The organism is Salinithrix halophila, assembly GCF_042650125.1.
GTDB classification, from domain to species: Bacteria; Bacillota; Bacilli; order Thermoactinomycetales; family DSM-45169; genus Salinithrix; species Salinithrix halophila.
Genome location: NZ_JBHSAP010000009.1, coordinates 624,886 through 644,559, shown reverse-complemented (window position 1 = coordinate 644,559; position 19,674 = coordinate 624,886). Strand labels below are relative to the sequence as shown.

Genomic DNA, 19,674 nt, shown 5'->3' with positions numbered 1-19,674 from the left:
AAAAAGGAAGGCGGTAGCAACTTGAAACGCGTAGGACTCGGATTGTTGGTCTTCTTCTTGTTAGCGGGCATATCGGCATGGGTGACGCTTTCGGAAGGAGAGGGAAAAACCCGGGAGGCGGAAAACATGGCGAAGGGGGCTGCCGACGAGTTGCAACGGGACAAGGTCGTCGACCCTTTTCGCAGCACAAACGGGAAGATCCTAGAAAAAGAACGGTTAAATTTGAAAAGTCGTTATTCGGATCAAGTGGACGTATATCGGATCGTTTACCTGAGTGAGGGGGTCCGTGTGGCTGGCTTTCTCTGCAAACCGAAAAATCACACTGAGAAGTTGCCGGCCATTATTTATAACCGTGGGGGGATTGTTGACACGGCCCATGTCACCGCTCGGACGCTGAAATATTTGGCCAAGCTGTCAGCCAACAAGTATGTAGTCATCGCTTCCCAATACAGAGGAGCTCCCGGAAGTGCAGGTCATCTTAGCATGGCAGGGGAAGATGTGAAAGATGTACTCAATCTGTTCCCTCTTGCTGACCGTCTCCCCTATGTCGATCAGAACAAAAAAGTGATGTTGGGCTTTTCCCGAGGCGGCATGATGACATATATGGCCCTGAAGGAGGGTGTGGATGTTCAAGCAGCTGCCACAGTGGGCGGGGTGGCCGATCTGAGCCTGCTGTATGAGCAGAGCGGCGATGTTTTCCGTAACCCGCTTTCCAGGCTGGTTGGGGATCCGCTCCTGGATTCCAAAGAATACCAGATCCGTTCCGCCATTAACTGGGCGGACGAGCTGCGTGTCCCCCTTTTGATCCTCCACGGCTTGGATGATCATACCGTCTCGCCGGAACACTCAAAAAGGTTGGCGGAAAGGATGGTCGATCTGGGTTATGAACACCGGTTGGTGCTGGTTCCCGGCGGCAACCACTACCTAACCAACCGGGCTCAAGTACGGGACCGTGAGATTTTGAACTGGTTTGATCACTACCTGCGGGAAGATGGCACTCCTATGGAATAAGGCCGACAGGGGCGATGGAAGTTCCCTGTCGGTTTTTTTATTGCAAGTTTCCATGGTCAGTGTCATTTTTCTGGGTTACTTCGGCAAATATATCATGACCTGTCTGGTTGTTGTTCGTTTGACTGGCAAGGTTGGGTGTGGGCTGAGTGGGGTTCATCTGAGCAGGAACGGGTTGAAGCTGGCTCTGGATCGTTTGGAGAAGTTGGTTCAAATCCCCTTTGGTTGCCGGTTTTGCTTGGTCCATCAATTCATATCCCAGTTGACCGCTCGGCTCCAGGGTAGCCCACTTGACATCCGTGAATTTTGTAACGCTGTTTTGTCTTAGTCGTGTTTCCAGTTGATCCACCGTCAGTCGGAGCTTTTTTAAGTTATCCGTTTGCAATTGGCCGTTTTGGATTACCATGACCGCCTTGCCTGTAATTAAGCTTTCCGTGGTATCAGATTTGAGCTGTAAATATTCAATGATCAGTAGGGAAATCACCAGGATAGAGGCGACAAGGAAAGTGACCCCTAGTCCATGACCGCTGACCGGCTGAATCAGGAGCGTTCCGATCGAAATCATTAAGACGGTTTGTGAGAGGGTCATCTGGGAGATCGTTTTGCGTCCGGCAACCCGTAATAATACGGTACCGACCAATACGATTGAGATCGCCTGCCATATCCATTGCATCGTACATCCCTCCGAATTCGTTTAGTGGGTATCTTACCCAAAAGAACGGGGGTTAATAAAAAGGCCTTCTTTTCGAAAAAAAAGCCGGCCCTTTGGAGGAAGGGACGGTTTTTCATTGAAAGTGGGGCTTTTTTATAATCTGCCGGATTTGATAATGGAGTAGATGAGCCAAAAGAGCATGAAGGAGGCGATGAAAAACCCGATCTCGATCGCAGGGACTTTCCAGAGTAAGGTATTCTGACGTGTGAGGGAAGAACCGATGATCAGGCCGCACATGATAATGCTGAAAGAAAGGAGAACGATGCTATAGGAGAGGCGGTTGACGATTTGGTCCAGCTTTCTGAGGAAGACGTTAAGCCGGGGAACGCCGACATCCACTTGGACCCGGCCTTTTTTTAGGTTTTCTGTCAGTTCCTTCAGTTGCCGGGGCAGTTCTGCCAGTGTCTCACTATAGTCGAGCAGGCTCGTCCATGCGGAGGCGGCCATCCGCTTGGGGTTGTAGCGTTCCCGGATCAGTTCTTCCCCGAAAGGTTGGGTGATTCGGGTGACATTGATTTCGGGGTCCAGTTTTTTTACCAGGCTTTCCAAGGTGACCATGGTCTTGCCAAGCAGGGTTAGATCTGTCGGGATACGCACCCGGTGGCGGTAAGCGACATCGAAGAGGTCGTTTACCGCTTCTCCGAGATTGATGTCGGAGATGGAGATGTCATAATACTTATCCTTCAATTCATCCATATCCAGCCATAGTTGCTGTCGATCAACATCTTCAGGAACCAGCCCCATACGAAGGATCGCCCTGACCATGGCGTCCGTGTTACGCTGCATCATGGCGATCACCATCGAGGCAAAGTGATCCTGCATGCGGGGGGTTAACCTACCTACCATACCAAAATCGATATAGGCTATCCGGTTGCCCGGCTGGGCAAAAACATTTCCGGGATGGGGGTCGCCGTGAAAGAAACCTTCGATCAAGATCTGCCGGAAGAGGCTCTCCACGAGGCGTTCCGCTAGAATCTTCCTGTCGAATCCCATCTCTTCCAATATTTCTAGCTGGTTCAATTTCACCCCGTGAATGAACTCCAGAGTGAGTACCTTATGAGTGGTGAGGTCCCAGTAGATATGAGGGATATGGATATGGGGGTCATCCTTGAATTGATTGCGGATCTTATCTGTGTGGCGAGCCTCGGTTGAATAATCTAACTCTTCCCGTACAGAGCGGGCAAGTTCGTCTACTACGCTGCTCACCTGATGCCGCTCCGCCCATTCCAGACGATGTTCCGCCATAACGGCCAAATCCTTCAGGATATTAATGTCTTTTTCGATCACGGATGAAATTCCCGGACGTTGAATCTTGACGGCGACCGTGTCTCCATGATGAAGCACAGCTTTGTGCACCTGACCGATCGATGCCGCGGCCAAGGGCTTTTCTTCGATATTGGCGAAGTGACGGCTCACTTCCCCCAGTTCTCTTTCCAACACGCCCTTTACATCAGCGAAGGGGAGGGGTTTCACATGATCGTGCAGCTTCTCCAGTTCCTTGATTACACCCTCCGGCAGCAGGTCGGATCGGGTACTGGCCACCTGTCCCAACTTAACGAATGTAGGACCCAGCTCTTCCAATGCCTTTCGTATATGACGACCCATAGAGGCCGGATCCTGATGGATCGCCTCTTTATCCGTGTCCCGGGGCATAGAGAGGCGGGTGAACAAACCCATTTCGTCGAGGAGAAAACCGAAGCCGTGTTTGGCAAAAGTGGAAGCGATCTCGCGGTAACGATTTAGGTTCCGCATTTTTTTCCCGATCAATGACGAGCACTCCTTTGCAAAAAAGAACGGCTTGAACAAGTCAAGCCGCTTCTCTTTCCAGTCAGTTTGACTCTCCGCTAGATCCGGCGGACGAAACTTTCGTCTCGGAAAGTTGATTTTCGAGCAAGCGGATGTGCTGCTCCAGGCGGCGGATATCCTCCTGTGTCGCTACCTCCATCTCCCCCAGGATTTTTTTTACTCGTTCTCGAAGGAGTGAATCTAGTTCTTCCCGTTCTTGCTCACCGCGGGTGATCAGTTTATCCAGCAGTTCCCGGGAGGCAGAGGGGGCAAGTTCTCCCCGTTTAACTAGTTCATTAACCGCCTTTTCCGCTCGTTCCTTGCTGATGACAGCGAGGCCTAGACCGGCGGCCATTCCTTTTTTTACAAAATCCTTCATAAAAATACCTCCCTTTTGATTCTCACGGGAATCTTTGTTCTATGCAAGGGGCATCGATCCCTTCCGACTCTATGTACTTTCCCCGAAAAAAAGGCGGATAACCCGCTTTCTATGGAGGTTATGTGACAGGGAGGCTGGAAATGCAGCCGGTTGATTAAAGAGAAAAAGCCCGTCCATTGACAAGTGGGTCACCCGAAAGTATAGTGAAGGGGAATTGGGGACCCCTCTCTGACGTATCTTGGTTTAAAGAGGGGTGTACTGCGGTTGAATCAGGCCTTTGCCCTGGGTAAAGGTCTTTTTATATCACGAGGGGGAACCCGATGTTCTGGGAACCGATTAAGCCATTGCTTTCCCAAGTGGAAATTTCACCCAAACCCGACAACCAGCCGGTCACTGTTCAGTTCATCCCCGAGGGGCTTGAGGTAGTGGGGACAGGAACGGATGCTGTAGTCGTCCGCTCTCCTTCTCTGCCTCAGATTGTTTTCAAGGTATACACGGAAGGTCGCCAGGAAGCCCGTGATGATGAATATGATGTTTACCGTAAGCTGGGTAATTCTCCGTACTTTCCAGCCTGTTATGGTGTGGATGACCGGTTCCTGGTTATGAGTTATGAACCGGGATTAACCCTCTACGACTGTTTAGTTCAAGGGGTGGTCATCCCCGGTACAATTATCGAGGAAGTGGAAGAAGCTCGTCGCTATGTCCGAAAAATCGGGCTTAACCCTCGGGATATCCATCTGAAGAATGTCCTCCTTCAGGACGGTCGTGCCAAGCTTCTTGATGTTTCCGAATATGGAAAGCCCGGGGATGATGGACGCTGGGACCACTTGGTTCAAGGTTACCGAATGTTTTACCCCTATCTGGAAGGAAGACGAATTCCCATGTGGTTAATTGAAAGGGTGAAGGGGGCTTACTACGACCAAGTAAAAGGGGAGTTTTCCCTCGCTGAATTTGGTCGTACCTTTCTACAATTCTTTCAGCCTGGAAAGCGATGACTCTCGCATGATTTCAGATCCGCTCCCCAATCTGGTGAGTGGTTCTTTTTATGGAGCTTGAAGCTTGAAAAATCCGACAGGTTTAAGTGTCGTTAGCGGATGGAATACATGGAAGCAGTTTGGGGAATGGCAAACCAAGAAACAGGATAGGAGAGGATGGACTAATGCCAGGGTTGTTTGAACCGATGACATTAAGAGACCTTACGATAAAAAACCGGATCATGATGTCCCCGATGTGCCAGTATAGCGTGGAGACACGGGACGGTCGACCCGGTGAATGGCATTATGTCCATTATATTTCTCGCGCCATCGGGGGCACGGGCCTCATTATGATGGAGATGACCGATATCCATCCCGACGGGCGAATCACCGACAGGGACTTGGGCCTTTGGTCTGATGAGCACATCCCGTCTTTCCGTCGAATCGTCAATGGCTGCAAAGAATACGGCGCCGCTGTCGGAATCCAGCTTGCTCATGCCGGACGCAAGGCGGAATCGGACAGCCTTTGTCCTGTAGCGCCGTCTGCGGTTCCTTTTAGTGAAAAGTTCAGAGTTCCCCATGAGATGAGCCGGGACGAAGTGGAAGCGATGGTGGAGCTCTTCGTTCGGGGAGCGGAAAGGGCTGTACTTGCGGGGGTAGACACGGTAGAGATTCATGGAGCCCACGGTTATTTGATTCATCAATTCATCTCCCGTTTTTCCAACAAACGAACGGATGAATATGGGGAACCGAATAAGTTCGCAGCTGAAGTAATCCGGGCGGTACGAAGGAATATTCCAGCGGGGATGCCTCTATTGATGCGCCTTTCTGCCGTCGAATACGCCGATGGAGGTTACGACTTGGAAGAGACCATAGAGCGAGCCCTTCTGTTCCGGGAGATGGGGGTGGATGCCTTTGATCTCAGCTCCGGAGGGGAAACGCCATCCGCACCAGCACCGGTCCGATCCTCTTCCCCAGGATACCAGGTTCCTTTTGCCGAAGCGGTACGGATGGCTGTCGATGTGCCGGTGATCGCAGTGGGTCGGCTGGATGACCCAAACGTAGCTGAGATGGTGATCCGTAACGAGCAGGCGGATATGGTCGCCATTGGGCGAGGGATGTTGAGGAACCCTTATTGGGCTAACGAAGCCGCCCTCGCCCTTGGTTATGACCCTATCTTACCCCGCCCCTATGCCCGGGCGTTTGGCTCACGATGAACATCACGTTGTTTAAATGCCTGAAGGAGGTTATACAACAGGACTCATTGCTCTCGTTTGTCTATGTATAAAAGGGGAAGATAAAGAGAGTAGGGGATTCGACAAAGGAGGCCGTCCAGTGAAAGAAATTTGGAATGTGGCTGTTGGATTGGAACTCTTTTTGGTTATCGCCGTGATCGTTCCCCTGCTTATTTTCGGCTATCTTTATCTGTTCGATCGCCAACAGTCGGAGCACTCTGTCCTGCGTAATTTTCCGCTGTTGGGAAAGGTCCGCTATTTTCTGGAGAAGATCGGTCCGGAGCTTCGTCAGTATCTCTTTTTAAATGATAACGAAGGAATGCCATTTTCTCGTCGGGAATATGAATCCGTTGTGAAGCGGGGGAAATATCTTTCCGATAAGATCGGTTACGGCTCGGTGCGGGATTTCGAAGAAGAGGGTTGGTATATCGCCAATGCCATGCTTCCCCTGCAGGAACAGGAACAACGAATGGACAATCGTTCACCCGTCACGACAGAAAGGTACCAAATCCAACAGGAGGGCCTTTTCTCTCGTAAAGAGAAGCGAGAAGAAAAGAAACAAAATCCATACCTTCTCGCGGATTCCGATGTGGTGGTCCTGGGTGAAAATTGTCGGGAGCCCTGGCGGTTAAAAGGGTTGATCGGGATGTCGGCCATGAGCTACGGAGCATTAGGCGATCATGCCTTGACCGCGCTCTCTCTGGGTCTAGGTAAGGCTGGGGGAACCTGGATGAACACTGGTGAGGGGGGGCTGACTCCCTACCATTTAAAAGGGAATACGGAGATTATCATGCAAATTGGCCCTGGTTTGTTCGGTGTCCGGGATCATTTAGGGCGTTTTGATTGGGATGAGCTGAAACGAAAAGCCCAGCTCCCGCAAGTCCGGGCTTTTGAACTGAAGATGGGACAAGGGGCTAAGATCCGTGGGGGTCACGTGGACGGTAAGAAGGTCTCCCCTGAAATTGCCTCAATTCGCCAGGTGAAACCATGGGAAACTATCGACAGTCCTAACCGGTTCTCAGAATTTCATGACGTGCCGTCTATGCTGGATTTCCTTTCGAAAATTCGAGATTATACCGGAAAGCCGACAGGGATCAAAATTGTCGTCGGCGGATGGGGGCCGGTTGCGGAATTGGCTCACGAAATGAAAAAAACGGGCCGGGGCCCTGATTTCATTACGGTGGATGGTTCAGAAGGGGGCACGGGTGCCTCCTTCCAAGATTTGGCTGACGGAGTGGGTTTGCCTAATAAGTCTGCACTCATGATTACTGATACTGTGCTACGGGAGTATGGCGTGCGAGATCAGGTGAAATTAATTGCGTCAGGGAAATTGGTCACGTCTGACCGGATCGCAGTCGCCCTCGGGATGGGGGCAGACCTGGTCAATATTGCTCGCGGATTCATGATTAGCGTCGGGTGCATCCAGGCTCTACGGTGCCATACGAATCAATGCCCCGTAGGAGTAGCTACGACGGATCCCAAGCTGCAACGGGCCCTAGTGGTGGAAGAAAAGAAGTTTCGGGTGACCAATTACATTCTCGCCTTAAGGAAGGGTCTCTTCCGCATTGCTGCATCGGCAGGGCTGGAGTCCCCTGTTCAGTTTGACCGCTGCCATGTCGTATACAAGGACGGCAGAGGAGCCGTCTATTCCTTGGAAGATGTCCTGCGATCTTTCATTCCCTCCGATATTCGCCCTGGGGAGGAGAGCGTGTCGATCAGTTAAAGATCTGGTCGGGGATCGATAAAAATTTATCTCTACCGCAGAGGAGTGAACATCCATGCACGGAAATCCAAGCCATGAAGAGATCCGTCGCCTATTAAAAGAAGCAAAGAACATTGCGGTAGTCGGACTTTCCGACAAAAAGGATCGCACCAGCCACATGATCGCCCAAGCCCTGCAGGAGGCAGGCTATCGTATTTTTCCGGTCAACCCTTCTCTGAAGGGCCCGGTGCTGGGAGAGGAGCCCTACGCATCGGTGCAGGACATCCCTGAGCCCGTCGATATTGTCGACGTCTTTCGACGTAGTGAACACTGTCTTCCCGTTGCTGAAGACGCTGTTGCCGCCGGAGTCAAGGTTCTCTGGTTCCAGTCGGGAATCGTGAACAAAGAAGCCGCTTCTATTGCGGAGAAAGCTGGGTTGACTGTCGTTATGGACCGATGTCTCAAAGTGGATCACGCTGTCTTGCTGGGTGGGGGGCGATAACCCCCGCCTTTTTTGCTTTTGGGTGTCTCGGATTGACAATAGGGGGAGTGGTCGAATCATAATATAAGAAGAAAGGGACATCGCAAATTGCACGTCGGATCCCATTCTCTCCCTGAGAGGTGATGGCCGTGGAAACGATGAAACTCTCCACCCTGGTTCTGACTGTCTCCCCTGATCTGTACGAGCTACTCCGGAAGGAGGAGCTGGAATCTGAAGTGATCGTCCCGGATATTCGATTGTTGAACCGGGAGGATCTGAGCGAAATTATTGAGCAGGCGATCAAACACCATCATCGTCCGCCCTATCATTGACCGAATCGGTTTTAACCGGCCCCCCGTTTCCTACGGCGGGGCCAATATGGTTTTAGCGGATCGGCCTCCAAGGATTCCCGGTGCGGAAGGGAGAGAGAAAAACGTGAAAATACTAGTGGCCCCCGATTCATTCAAGGGAAGCATGACGAGCACCGAAGCGGGTCAAGCGATTCAGAAGGGCATTCGGCGGGTTTTGCCCCATGCTGTAATCGAACAGGTGGCTCTTGCGGATGGAGGGGAGGGTACCGTTGATGCCTTCCTAGCTGTACAGGGAGGTAAAAAAATAATCCGAAGGGTGACAGGGCCATTGGGGGATCCGGTAGAATCGATTTTGGGAGTCTTGCCTGGTGGAACCATCGTGATGGAAGCGGCTGCTGCCTCGGGTCTCCCCCTGATACCGGAAGAGAAGCGAAACCCTTGGGTAGCCACTTCCCGGGGTACCGGAGAACTCCTCCGTGCTGCTCTCGATCTGAAACCGAAGGAAATCCTGATCGGTTTGGGGGGGAGTGCCGTAGTGGATGGAGGGATTGGTTTTCTCCAGGCTCTTGGTGGTCGTATTTTGGACAAGGATGGGCGAGAAGTTCTCCTTGGAGGACAGGCCCTGGAACAAGTCTTTCAGATCGATCTCTCTCGTTTAGATTCCCGGCTTTGGGAAACGAGGATCATCGCCGCCGTGGACGTAGACAATCCTCTGCTCGGTCCCGCGGGAGCGGCGAGGATTTTTGGGCCCCAGAAAGGGGCTGATCCCGGAATGGTAGAGAGGCTGGAGAGAGGAATGGAAAACTATGCCCGTCTCCTGGGGACGGCGGTCGGAAGCGACGTTGGCACGCAGGCAGGCGGGGGAGCGGCGGGTGGACTGGGAGCAGCGCTGGTTGCCGCGTGCGGGGCTCTCCTTCAGTCCGGTTTTAACCTGTTGGCAGATCGGATCCATCTGGAGCAGAAAATTGCCACAGCCGACCTGATCATTACCGGAGAGGGGCAGATTGACAGTCAATCTTTGCGCGGTAAAGCCCCTGTCGGAGTGGGTCGTCTTGCCGTCCGGTACCGAACACCCGCCATCGCTTTCACCGGTTTCATCGGTGAAGGTGCGCACAGGTTGGAAGAGGAGGGAATTCAAGCGGTATATACCCTTGTACCGGGCCCTGTCCCTCTAAAGGAGGCCCAGAAACGGGGAGCGGAATTCTTGACAGAGTCTGTTTCCCGTTTTTTCCGAGGGATTGTAGCGGTATGCGAAAATCGGAACTGCGGTATAAAAGAGAGTTCTGGAGAAAGAGAGGGAAGAGAAGGATAGGAAGGACTGTATCCAGGCAGGGGGGAGTCGACGCTTTTTCTAGAAGCATGCTATACTGGCAATGGATTTCCGAGAGCCAGGTTGTAAATTCAAGGGGGTACTCAAAGGGCATGCCTCATGAGCAAACGAAAGATCTGTGTAAACTGACCCGGAATAAGCTGTCGGAGACGAACCAGGTGTTGGAGGAGTTCCTGAATTCCACGAATATCCAAAATTTGTTGGAAGAAGGGGAGAATGGGGAGGGACAGAAACAATATCTGAAAGATTATCTGTCGGACCTCAGGCGTCTTTTGGTCTCTTGTGAACAGGGATATGAAAAGGTGAGCCTTGTCCTGCGAAGGGCCAAGTTCAACGAAGATTTCGCGGAAAGGGTGCTGAATGAGATCGTTCACACCTGTATCCATAATTTCTACTATCCCAAAAACGAGGTCTACGAAGAGGACGGCCGATACTCCTACACCAATCATGACGCCATTCAATTCCGGCAGGAACCGCCCGACTCCCTCAAGAAAATCACCTTCAGCCTGTCTAAGCACTTCGAAGTCCTTAGGGATGAACTGGAATATTATGAGACGGACTACATTACCCGTATCCGTATGCAAAAGCCGCGGATCAGTACTACGTAACGGGCTGAGGATATACAAACGATGAAAGGCGGAGTGTCTGACTCCGCCTTTATTCATGCGTATCTTGTCGAAAAAACGTGACAAAATATGTCGAATACGATAAAATCAAATCGGTGATGGATCGGTGCCTCAAAGGTTTTCCTGCATGGAAGTAAGAGAAGGGGGAATCGAGATGACCGGATCGGGGACGGTGGAAAAGATGGAAGCCTCATACCCGGAAAAGCGACTCCCGTATCCCAGGGATGCGGAAATGGACGCCAATCTGACGCAATGTTATGAATTGGTACGCAATAAGCTCGAAAAAAAGAAATTTGCTGAGGCTTTGAATGCCGTTGAAGAACTGTTGGAACATGATCCCTTCCACGGGGAAGGCCTAATGTTGAATGCAGAGATTCTGAAGAGAATGGGAAAGGTGGCGGAAGCCAGAGCTGCTTATATGCGGGCGTTGGAGGAGCATCCGGATAGTAGCTTGGCCTACAGGGAGCTCGGCCATTTTCTGCTGTTCCAGGAAGAAAAATTGGCCATGGCTGAAACCCATCTTCTCAACGGATTAGCGATCAACCCGCAGGATGCCTTTGCCCATGTTCTACTAGCAGAGATATACACTCGGACGAATCGAGCCCGACAGGCGCTTCTTCACCTTGAGATCGCTGTTCGCTACCCCATGGAGGATATCCGGTTCTATGAGCTGTTTGCCAAATTGGTAACCCGGATCTGCGAAGATGGGATCGAGACTGACCATTTGCAGACAGCTTTGGTTAACAACGCCGGAAGTCGAGCGCGGAATCAGTTCAAGCGTGCTATGCGTGCCCAAAAGCGGGAAAATCGGGCTAAACCCGCCTTCGCCGAAGTGATCCGGCGGGTTTGGTCCAAGGGGTAACTGGCGGAAATCAAAGATGAAATACCGCCAGCATCTTGTTGAAATATGTAAAGCAAATGTTCAAAAAAAATAAAGCCATACATCGACAAATTTCGAACATTGTGGTATAATGAATTTGTCAGCGAGGTTGACCTCCTTGCTGAGGCTTTGACGAAGCCATCGTGGAGAGTTCGCTCAATGAAGCGAAAAGCTCCCGTTTGGAGACGGGAGCATGTCACGCTACCACGCTTCTTAACTCCTTAATCTTGACCCTCTTTCATGTGGCCAGGTAGTTGCCTGGTCTTTTCTTTTTTGTTTGTATTTCGACTTTTCCCGGCATCTCATCGGTTCAAACCTATCTTTAAAAAAAGCCGTATGCTTATTGACGGATGAGTGATTCGGGGTTCCTCATTCTTGGGCCAAGGAAGCGGGGGACTTACCTGGTCAGGGAATCATTTGGGAAGTGTATGGGATGTGTTGGAGGGGAGAATTGTCATGACCGTATACCGGAAGTACCAGCCTCTCTATCTTGATTTTTTTCGCCGCTACCATGCGGGAGAATATTGGGAGGCCCACGAAGTGCTGGAAGAGCTATGGCAGACTGAGCGACATAACGATTTCTACCATGGCCTGATTCAAGTGGCTGCGATCATGCATCAATTAGAACGAGGCAAGGTGAGGGGAGCCCGTAAATTGGCCGTGACGGCAATCGGTTACCTCACACCCTCTCTCCCCCTCAGAGACGAGGTGGATGTAGCCAAGGTGATTGAATGGCTTCACGGGTGTCTGAGGGAACTGCCCGAGGAGCCTGCTCGAGTGGAGCCGGGAAAGGTGTCAAGATTGGGGCTTGGAATCTGCCCGCTTCCCCAGTTTTGTTGAGGAGCCGAAGGTTTGAAAAATGAAAATCGGAAGCGAAGAGCCTGAAATTGTCGATGGGTAGACTCTGCTTCCGAAAGCGGTGATATGAAACGTTGTTAGGCCGGGGGGCGTTCATGAACCTCGGCTTTTTATATCGAACAACGTCTATTTGATTAACGTCCTGGCTCACTATCCGCCAATTCTATGACATGAACTGTGTCAGGTTGAGGGGAAGTATGGGTCCAAATACCGGTCAGTAGACCGAAAATGGACAGGGTCAGGGTGGTGATGATGAATAGCTTACCAACCTTCATGAAAATCACCCGCTTCTTTTTCTTTATATCTCTCGTCTTGTACTCTATACATATTTTCTGTGCAATGTCTGAATTCCTGTTCGTTATTCTCTCTCCAGCATTTGGCTAAGTGGTACCATGCTTGATACTCTTTTTCTTTGTATCGACGTCTTTGGGCTATTTCGGCTGCTCGACGGTAGTGGGGGATAGCCTTCTCTGTCTCTCCCTGTAAATAGTAGAGTTTTCCGGCGGCGAGCAAAGCATCCGTCAGGTAAGCGGCGGAATCTGACTTTTCTGCTTCACGAATGGACAGGGTCAATTGTTGTTCTGCTTGATCCCATTTTTTTTGCTCCATGTATAAACGCCCTAAGTGGATCAAATTTCGGATAAACCGGTTTTCGCTGACTAATTTTTTGGGGATCCCCATAGCGATGTTAAAGCAAGTCTCCGCTTTTTCCCAATCCTGCTGAGTGGTATAAATACTGCCAAGGACACTCCATAAATCAAAGGTCATTTTGTAATCGTAGTTAAGACCGGCTCGATCGATTCCCTCCTGAGCATATTGGATCGCTTCTTCCAACGAACCGCTTTTCCTAAGCAATTCGGCTCTCAGCCAATAAAAAGTTAGAACGGTCTCCTCCTGTTCGATCTGTGCCAGCTCGTTCCATACATCCTGTACTACGGTCAGAGCCTCAACAATCCTCCCCAAGCGCTCCAGATAAATGGCTTTGTTCCGAAGCAATAGGTATTTCACGACCTTTCGTCCGCCCTCGGGTGTATAGGCCTCTAACCCCCTTTCAACGTAGTAGATCGCTTGTTGCAAATCATTCTGATAATAGCTGACCAAACTTAGGTCACTGAAACTATAGGCTTCGATGTTGTCCGTTTTGGTTGGCTGATTCTGACTTGAAAGCCGAACGGCAGTGGATAGTTCCCTTTCCGCTTTTTGAAGTTTTCTCAGAAATAAATAGCAACCCCCTCTTAACCAATGCCATGTGGGGGCGTAAAGATGGTTATCGGCCAGTTCCATATCGTTGAGCAGAACAAGCGCCTGCTCCGACTGTCCCATTCGCTCCAGAGATTCTGCCGCTGTTAGGCGAAATTTGAGGTCTTTTTGCTCTTGTTGTTCCCGTTGCAAAATTTGCGGAAGCATGTCCATGGAAATGTCTAACTTTTCTAACAAATAAATCAGCTTATCCTGCTTAACATGAGCGACACCCCGCTCAATATTGCTGATTGTAGCGGGGGAAATGTTCACGTCTGCTAAATCTTCCAGTCGAAACCCGCGTTCTTTTCTGATTTTACGTATGATTTCACCGATTTCGTGAATATTCAATTGGTTCACTGGATAACTCCTTTCGAATTTCAATGGTCGATACTTCTATTTTATCGGACATGATGAAATAGGGAAACCGTTCGCATTGGCATGGAAACTATTTCCGTACGAAGAACCAATACCACCTTACCGCGTGTCGAAACCAAGGAGTCAATGTCTTTATGGTTCCTGTGACTTTGAACATAGCATAAACAAATCTGTGAATAACAGGCACACTTGCTGGGCTGTGCCATAAAATAACCTCGAAAGGCAGATCGACCATCACCTACTCGTATTACCGCACATCTCACGATAGATTGGGTTAAAGGAGGGGTCGGGATGAAAGGGCGTTGTTGGACAGATGAGGAGGATCAGCTGCTGGCCGAGACGGTTCTGCAAGCGGTCCGTGAGGGAGGCAATCAACTGGATGCCTTTGAGAAAGTGTCCCGAAAAATCGGTCGAACTCCCGGGGCCTGCGGTTTTCGCTGGAACGCTGTGGTACGAAAGAGAGAAGCGGAAGCATTCCAGATGGCGAAAAAACAGCGGGTGGTCAGCCAGCTAAAACGAAAACAAGAGCCTCCCTTTTCTCTAAAAGATGTGGTTCGTTATTTGAAAACCTTCGAGGATGAGTATCGGAAGAGCCGGGAGCATCTTCATCGTCTGGAAGTAGATCGGAAGGCGAAAGAACGAGCTCTACGTGATATCGCCCAGGAAAACCGACGGTTGAAAGAGGAATGGGAAGCGTTCCAAAATTTCCAGACAGAAATCAAGGATCGTTATTCCACCCTGGTGAAGATGTTGGAGACCGCCCGTTCAATGAAAGAGGAAATGCCGGAGGGAGAAGAGTTCGGTACGGAGAAAGTGGATTATGAGAAAAGCGGGACAGCGGTGGATACGAAACAAGAGACGAATTCATAAAATAACCTTACAGTCGGCAACAGGAAGAGGGTGCATAGCTTGTCCCGTGCCTGGACTACCGAGGAGGACAGGAAGCTACTTTCCCTGGTGGCTTCCTGCAAAAAAAAGGGATTCCCGCGAGGTCAGACGTTTGCTTTTGTCGCGAACAAAATGGTAAGAAGTGAGGATGATTGTTTAAATCGATGGAAAAGATTAGTCGGACGACGTGAAGAAATGACGACTCACTCAACACGGCCAAAAAAGTGGTTAGAACTAGAGCAGGAACAAATGGCTCTGAAAGAAAAGATTCGTCAACTAGAAAACACGATTCAGGAGGGGCAGACCCAATTGGGGGATCTCCTTCGAGAGAACAGGAAACTCCGGCAGGAGATGAAATTTTTTGAACTAATGCTTTTGGAAGAATACAATCTTTTGGTCAGCCTGATGAATAAGAAAAATCCCAAACCAAGGTTGCAGCATCTCTGAACCCCCTCAGGGGTTTTTGTTTTGTCATTCAGGCTGAAGCGAAGGGTAAAATAAGATATGATAATACGAGACGGTAACGATTGTTTCCCGGTTCGGTTGAATTCTTCTGCTGTCCAGGAGGCTGTCGATTTACAAAAGACATTTAATGGGTTTTAACAGTGAAGGAGTGAAAACGTTGGCTCAATGGAAAGAAATTACGACCGAGAATGAGTGGAAAGAAATCCTGGAACGATCCAATGAACGTCTGGTGTTGGTCATGAAACACAGTACCCGATGCCCGGTTAGTGCGGATGCTTGGAAAGAATGTCAAGCCTACACTGCCGACTCTCCGAGTGAAGAGGTGGATTACATACAGATCAAGGTGATCGAGTCCCGGGATGTCTCCAATCGAATTGCCGAGGACCTCGGAGTGAAGCACCAGTCTCCCCAAACGATCCTGGTTAAAAACCGGGAACCGGTATGGAACACTTCCCATTGGCACATCAAGAAGAGCGCCTTAGCGGAGGCCCTCCGTACACCCTGAAGAAGTAGGTAGTAGCCTGCCTAGCGGAAGGGTTGCTTTTGCCAAAAAAAAGCCCCTCCCGGGGCAACAGGGACGGGAAGGCCCACGTCGGGGCTTAATAGCAGACCAAAGCAAAGATGGTAGCGATAACCAACAGGAAGATCAGAAGGCGGCGAAGGCCGAAGCCATACCCATATCCATAGCTCATGAATACCCCTCCTTAGGTTGAAAAAGTGGTGATTGTGGAGGCAAGTTTCGGTCTTAGTTGAAAGAATGGAAAACTGCGGATTCATATGGCTTTTACATCGGAATGAATCTGCAGTTTTCAGTCGGAGTCATGGAGACCCCTCTACTAACAGACGAGGGCGAAGATGGTTGCGATAACCAACAGGAAGATCAGAAGGCGGCGAAGGCCGAAACCATATCCGTAACCGTAGCCCATGAATCCCACCTCCTTTCGGGTAGTTTCCGGAAGATCGTCGAACATTCCCCCCTAATAAAGGGTGCAGTTGGAAGTTTAGGTTCCTCGGAGGGATTTAGCAGATCAGGGCGAAGATGGTGGCGATGACCAATAGGAAGATCAGAAGGCGGCGAAGACCAAAGCCATAACCGTAGCCATAACCGGACATGATTTTCCCCCCTTTCAAGATTGAGGACGGAAGGAAACGCCAGGGAAGGGAGTTGCGATTACCGCACTCCAGAAAGAGACTGTGTGACAGTACCAACAAGAAGAGCTGTCGCAACTGTCCGAGCCTCGGCCCCCTCCCTCATGTGTTGGTACAAATTATGCTAAGGGCGTTTGAAGTGTACAGGCGGATATCTCGGTCAGGCAAAATGGTCAAGCGTCTAGATATCATCCAAGGCTCCGGCATACCAAAAGATCGTGGGGATGATGAGAAGAAACAGGAGGAGCCGCTGCATCTCATCCGGTTCACTACCGAATTCGTACGGGCCAGGGGCACCTGAACGACAGGTGGGTTTAAACACTCACTTCATCCTTTCGTCACGAATCTTCCAACCGCGTGATGGTTTCCTATTCAGCTTATTCACAAGAAATATTCCCTGCCTGAGTATCGGCCCAGATCAGGAAATGGTACGGGGCCCAAAATGCCCAAATCAAAAAAGAACGGGCATTTGCCCGTCCCGTCGATCCGCCGGGAACATATGTTGAAGGGAATGATCCGAAACCCGGAGGGATGTGCACATGGCGGGCAAAGGGCCTTCAACGAAGGAGATGACCCAGCTGATTAACAACATCCTGGGTCATAACGTCTTGACAGAGAAACAACTCAACCAAATACTGGAGGGTGCGAAGCGGGCCAATGAGCGCGGCGGAATGAGTGCGGTATTACAATACTTGATGAAGGTGACCCAGGCCGACGTGGATGCGAAGGAGTTGGAGAACTTTGCCGACTCCGTGAAGAAAAATCCTCAAATGGGCATGGATATGCTCCAGGGAAAAAAGAATGTGCCAAAGGGCAAGCGATAATTTCTAAGAGCCGGGAGGCTCTTTTTTGATGGGAGGAAATCACCCCCTTTTTCGTTATCGATCCCCAGCGCCGACAGTTTCGGGGCCTTTTTCTGTGAAAAAACGCTTTTCTATTTTTTTGTTTAGGGGTTACAATAGAAATACCTTGTTGCCATTATTTATGGATGGCATAATTTTCATCATAGTGTCAAAGGCTTCACTATTTTTTTGATCAACTTTTTCCAGAAAGGATGGAATCCATGGACGAGCAAAAGAAAAATCTGATGGCGATCGTTTTGCGTACTATCAAAGAGGTCTACCAAAAGACCGTCCAATTGGAAGAGGTGCTTAATTCCGGCAGTGTGCAAATCCTTTCCCGGTCTTATGATCCCCTTAATGAAATGTTGAAAGCTGTTGAATATCCGGAAGAGAAGACAGATGTGGTCTATGAATTGATTCAGTTGTATTTGGAAGATCAGATGACGCTGGAAGAGGTGGTCATCGGAATCGATAACGGTTGGAAAGAAGCTAAGGGTGAACAGGCGGTCGCCCGCTGACCTGCTTACATACGCACACGAAAAAGGCCGGGGAAACCCGGCTTTTTTTATGGGACCAGAAGAAAATATACTTTATTGCAGACCGGGCATTTTCCTGCTCTTATCCCAGGGTGTGAGGATTTCCCTATAGGCCTTAAAAATACTTCTTCCTCCTGGAAGGTGGGTTTGACGGAAGTCTGGGTGACATCGATATCTTCCCGGTAGTGAAGACAAACGACTTGATCCACATCATCCTCTACCTTGACTGCTGAATGAGTATCTGTACTGGGGCCGAAAGTCTCTCGCAGCAACTTGTCGACATCGATGGTCATCTGCCTCCTTTGGCGAAAAGTCGGAAACGTGCAAATGGGTAACGGCGGTTAAGGGCGGTGGGCCGGGAAGGCAGGTCTCCGCGCTCAAGACTGTGGAGGAGGAGCATACGCGCCTCTTCGATCGCCCGATCTTTGAAGATTTCCCTTCCGAATAACATCCAACCCCTGGTCATCCTGCCCCCTGCGGAAAGTTCTGATTCTAGGTAAATTTCCCAATCCCACATTCCTCTCTTTTTTACCTTGGCACGGAGGGGTCCGGCGGAGTCTCCTTCTACCTGTAGGTATAAGATATGACCCAGGCAACCCCGAATTTCCACTGTCATCCACTCTACATTCTTCCTTGAGTTGTCTGTCATGGATATCCCCTGCTTTCTCCTATGCTGTTACCTGGTTCAACCCTTCATGATTCCCCAGGCAGGATAGCTTTGCGGGGGAATTGTCGATGTTCCCTTTATTTTAACGGGATTTCCGTCTGATGTCTTTATACATTCGCTTTCCGAACAAAAGGCCCGCTGTTCGGCGGACCTTTTGCTCCTTTTTAAAGGGTTGCCAACCAGGCAGCTGTCAGAGAGAGGAGAAGGGAGCCGGCCAGTAGGGCACCAAGGGCGCGTAGCCCTTTTTTCCTCAGCGAGTGAAGGTGAATGGTAAATCCCAACCCTGCCATGGCCACCGTCAGCAAAAAGGTACCTAAATGGATTACCCCTTGGGAGAAAGGTTCAGGCAAAGGGTATAGGGACCCGAGGAGGCTGGTTGCTAGAAAGCCAACGAGAAACCAAGGAAATTCCACACGGAATGACCCCTCTCTTCGACCTTGTCTCAGTTTGTTCCACAGGAGGAGGAAAAGGCAGAAAGGAATGAGAAGCAAAACGCGCCCCATCTTTGTCAGGAGGGAAACGGCCATGCCGCCGGAGCCCGCCGGAGACGCAGCAGCTGCTACGTGTGCCAGTTCATGGAGGCTGAGCCCGGCCCAGATGGCGTACTGTTCCGAAGAAAAGGGCAGGAAAGGCCGTAAAGCGGTGTAGGCCAGTGTAAACAACGTACCTGTCAGGGCGATCATTCCGACTCCAGTAGCCGTATCATCATCTTTCGCCTGAATGATCGGGGAGACGGCAGCGATGGCCGCCGCCCCGCAAATCCCCGTTCCAGCACCCAGTAAAAAGGCGAGGGTGGGCTCCGCCTTCAGCCAGCGGGCAAACACCCAAACCGTGGTTACTCCCAGAAAGACTACGGCGATATCTCCCAGGAGTAATCCCGGTCCCATGGTGAGCACTTGGATCATATCGAGTCGGAACCCGTATAGGATGATAGCCGTACGCAAGAGTATTTTGGATGAAAATTGAATCCCCGCTTTTGCCTGTGCGGGGCATCCCATTGCATGAGTCCAGAGAGCGGCCAGAAAAATGGCCGTGATTAAGGGGCCCACTACTTGGACACCTGGTAATTCCGCCAATAAAAAAGCGGTACCAGCCAGGGAAAAGGTTAGCAGTAAACCAATCGTTAGAGAGGAATTCGGTTTTTCCCCTCTGCTGATTCTTACCGAGGGTGCCTTCATGGGTCGTTAACCCCCTTTGATTCCAGTTTACTCCGGGTTTTTAAATAAGGA

Annotated in this window: 23 protein-coding genes and 1 pseudogene; 16 read left to right on the top strand and 8 right to left on the bottom strand. The window is 50.4% G+C overall.

Annotated features, from left to right (window positions below; translation table 11 throughout):
- Nucleotides 1–21 precede the first annotated feature (21 nt).
- Nucleotides 22–1,011 carry an alpha/beta hydrolase family protein gene (locus ACFOUO_RS09475; protein ID WP_380704542.1) on the top strand — a complete coding sequence of 330 codons (990 nt, stop codon included), beginning with the start codon at nucleotides 22–24 and terminating at the stop codon, nucleotides 1,009–1,011.
- A gap of 37 nt (nucleotides 1,012–1,048) precedes the next feature.
- On the opposite strand, the gene ACFOUO_RS09470 is transcribed toward ACFOUO_RS09475, so the two are convergent.
- The 3 genes from ACFOUO_RS09470 to ACFOUO_RS09460 all read right to left on the bottom strand — a co-directional run bounded on the left by ACFOUO_RS09470 (nucleotide 1,049) and on the right by ACFOUO_RS09460 (nucleotide 3,884).
- Nucleotides 1,049–1,681: a DUF421 domain-containing protein gene (locus tag ACFOUO_RS09470; protein ID WP_380704540.1), complete on the bottom strand. Its 633-nt coding sequence runs from the start codon at nucleotides 1,679–1,681 to the stop codon at nucleotides 1,049–1,051.
- A 132-nt stretch (nucleotides 1,682–1,813) separates the two neighbouring features.
- Nucleotides 1,814–3,487, bottom strand: a complete 1,674-nt coding sequence (locus ACFOUO_RS09465) for an ABC1 kinase family protein (protein WP_380704539.1) — start codon at nucleotides 3,485–3,487, stop codon at nucleotides 1,814–1,816.
- A 61-nt stretch (nucleotides 3,488–3,548) separates the two neighbouring features.
- Nucleotides 3,549–3,884, bottom strand: coding sequence for a phasin family protein (locus ACFOUO_RS09460; RefSeq protein ID WP_380704537.1), 336 nt, complete (start codon nucleotides 3,882–3,884; stop codon nucleotides 3,549–3,551).
- Between the two features lie 320 nt (nucleotides 3,885–4,204).
- On the opposite strand from ACFOUO_RS09460, the gene ACFOUO_RS09455 reads away from it, so the two are divergent.
- The 9 genes from ACFOUO_RS09455 (at nucleotide 4,205) to ACFOUO_RS09415 (ending at nucleotide 12,263) form a co-directional block, all read left to right on the top strand.
- Entirely contained in the window at nucleotides 4,205–4,879 is a 675-nt protein-coding gene (locus ACFOUO_RS09455) for a serine/threonine protein kinase (protein ID WP_380704535.1), read from the top strand.
- 164 nt (nucleotides 4,880–5,043) lie between these two features.
- Nucleotides 5,044–6,075, top strand: a complete 1,032-nt coding sequence (locus tag ACFOUO_RS09450) for an NADH:flavin oxidoreductase/NADH oxidase (RefSeq protein ID WP_380704533.1) — start codon at nucleotides 5,044–5,046, stop codon at nucleotides 6,073–6,075.
- Nucleotides 6,076–6,193: 118 nt separating this feature from the next.
- Nucleotides 6,194–7,816: an FMN-binding glutamate synthase family protein gene (locus ACFOUO_RS09445; RefSeq protein ID WP_380704531.1), complete on the top strand. Its 1,623-nt coding sequence runs from the start codon at nucleotides 6,194–6,196 to the stop codon at nucleotides 7,814–7,816.
- 55 nt (nucleotides 7,817–7,871) lie between these two features.
- A complete protein-coding gene (locus ACFOUO_RS09440) occupies nucleotides 7,872–8,297 on the top strand; it encodes a CoA-binding protein (RefSeq protein ID WP_380704529.1) in 426 nt (141 codons plus the stop codon).
- Nucleotides 8,298–8,425: 128 nt separating this feature from the next.
- Nucleotides 8,426–8,608, top strand: a complete 183-nt coding sequence (locus tag ACFOUO_RS09435) for a hypothetical protein (protein ID WP_380704527.1) — start codon at nucleotides 8,426–8,428, stop codon at nucleotides 8,606–8,608.
- A gap of 103 nt (nucleotides 8,609–8,711) precedes the next feature.
- On the top strand, nucleotides 8,712–9,899 hold the full coding sequence (locus ACFOUO_RS09430) for a glycerate kinase family protein (RefSeq protein WP_380704525.1): 1,188 nt from the start codon (nucleotides 8,712–8,714) through the stop codon (nucleotides 9,897–9,899).
- Between the two features lie 110 nt (nucleotides 9,900–10,009).
- Complete coding sequence (locus tag ACFOUO_RS09425; RefSeq protein ID WP_380704523.1) at nucleotides 10,010–10,525, top strand: DUF3907 family protein; 516 nt, start codon at nucleotides 10,010–10,012, stop codon at nucleotides 10,523–10,525.
- Nucleotides 10,526–10,697: 172 nt separating this feature from the next.
- A complete protein-coding gene (locus ACFOUO_RS09420) occupies nucleotides 10,698–11,405 on the top strand; it encodes a tetratricopeptide repeat protein (RefSeq protein WP_380704521.1) in 708 nt (235 codons plus the stop codon).
- A 474-nt stretch (nucleotides 11,406–11,879) separates the two neighbouring features.
- The gene (locus ACFOUO_RS09415) at nucleotides 11,880–12,263 is read left to right on the top strand and encodes a DUF309 domain-containing protein (RefSeq protein WP_380704519.1); all 384 of its coding nucleotides are present in this window, start codon (nucleotides 11,880–11,882) and stop codon (nucleotides 12,261–12,263) included.
- A 279-nt stretch (nucleotides 12,264–12,542) separates the two neighbouring features.
- Here ACFOUO_RS09415 and ACFOUO_RS09410 read toward each other — a convergent pair whose 3' ends face one another.
- Nucleotides 12,543–13,880 (bottom strand): tetratricopeptide repeat protein, encoded by a 1,338-nt coding sequence (locus ACFOUO_RS09410; protein WP_380704517.1) that lies wholly within the window; start codon nucleotides 13,878–13,880, stop codon nucleotides 12,543–12,545.
- 309 nt (nucleotides 13,881–14,189) lie between these two features.
- Between ACFOUO_RS09410 and ACFOUO_RS09405 the strand changes: the two genes are divergently transcribed.
- From ACFOUO_RS09405 to ytxJ, 4 genes and pseudogenes are all read left to right on the top strand, one after another.
- The gene (locus ACFOUO_RS09405) at nucleotides 14,190–14,768 is read left to right on the top strand and encodes an RsfA family transcriptional regulator (RefSeq protein WP_380704515.1); all 579 of its coding nucleotides are present in this window, start codon (nucleotides 14,190–14,192) and stop codon (nucleotides 14,766–14,768) included.
- A gap of 30 nt (nucleotides 14,769–14,798) precedes the next feature.
- Nucleotides 14,799–14,948 (top strand): annotated as a pseudogene (locus ACFOUO_RS09400) (SANT/Myb-like DNA-binding domain-containing protein); the annotation flags it as partial.
- 87 nt (nucleotides 14,949–15,035) lie between these two features.
- A complete protein-coding gene (locus ACFOUO_RS09395) occupies nucleotides 15,036–15,233 on the top strand; it encodes a hypothetical protein (RefSeq protein WP_380704837.1) in 198 nt (65 codons plus the stop codon).
- Between the two features lie 175 nt (nucleotides 15,234–15,408).
- The gene (gene ytxJ, locus ACFOUO_RS09390) at nucleotides 15,409–15,756 is read left to right on the top strand and encodes a bacillithiol system redox-active protein YtxJ (RefSeq protein WP_380704513.1); all 348 of its coding nucleotides are present in this window, start codon (nucleotides 15,409–15,411) and stop codon (nucleotides 15,754–15,756) included.
- A gap of 825 nt (nucleotides 15,757–16,581) precedes the next feature.
- On the opposite strand, the gene ACFOUO_RS09385 is transcribed toward ytxJ, so the two are convergent.
- The gene (locus ACFOUO_RS09385) at nucleotides 16,582–16,722 is read right to left on the bottom strand and encodes a hypothetical protein (protein WP_380704511.1); all 141 of its coding nucleotides are present in this window, start codon (nucleotides 16,720–16,722) and stop codon (nucleotides 16,582–16,584) included.
- A 217-nt stretch (nucleotides 16,723–16,939) separates the two neighbouring features.
- On the opposite strand from ACFOUO_RS09385, the gene ACFOUO_RS09380 reads away from it, so the two are divergent.
- The gene (locus ACFOUO_RS09380; RefSeq protein WP_380704509.1) at nucleotides 16,940–17,224 is read left to right on the top strand and encodes a hypothetical protein; all 285 of its coding nucleotides are present in this window, start codon (nucleotides 16,940–16,942) and stop codon (nucleotides 17,222–17,224) included.
- Between the two features lie 239 nt (nucleotides 17,225–17,463).
- On the top strand, nucleotides 17,464–17,760 hold the full coding sequence (locus ACFOUO_RS09375) for a hypothetical protein (RefSeq protein WP_380704507.1): 297 nt from the start codon (nucleotides 17,464–17,466) through the stop codon (nucleotides 17,758–17,760).
- Nucleotides 17,761–17,807: 47 nt separating this feature from the next.
- Here ACFOUO_RS09375 and ACFOUO_RS09370 read toward each other — a convergent pair whose 3' ends face one another.
- The 3 genes from ACFOUO_RS09370 to ACFOUO_RS09360 all read right to left on the bottom strand — a co-directional run bounded on the left by ACFOUO_RS09370 (nucleotide 17,808) and on the right by ACFOUO_RS09360 (nucleotide 19,623).
- The gene (locus ACFOUO_RS09370) at nucleotides 17,808–18,071 is read right to left on the bottom strand and encodes a hypothetical protein (RefSeq protein ID WP_380704505.1); all 264 of its coding nucleotides are present in this window, start codon (nucleotides 18,069–18,071) and stop codon (nucleotides 17,808–17,810) included.
- The gene (locus ACFOUO_RS09365; protein ID WP_380704503.1) at nucleotides 18,068–18,427 is read right to left on the bottom strand and encodes a hypothetical protein; all 360 of its coding nucleotides are present in this window, start codon (nucleotides 18,425–18,427) and stop codon (nucleotides 18,068–18,070) included. Before ACFOUO_RS09365 ends, ACFOUO_RS09370 begins: the two co-directional genes overlap by 4 nt.
- Nucleotides 18,428–18,609: 182 nt before the next feature.
- Nucleotides 18,610–19,623, bottom strand: coding sequence for a YeiH family protein (locus ACFOUO_RS09360; protein ID WP_380704501.1), 1,014 nt, complete (start codon nucleotides 19,621–19,623; stop codon nucleotides 18,610–18,612).
- Nucleotides 19,624–19,674: the final 51 nt, after the last annotated feature.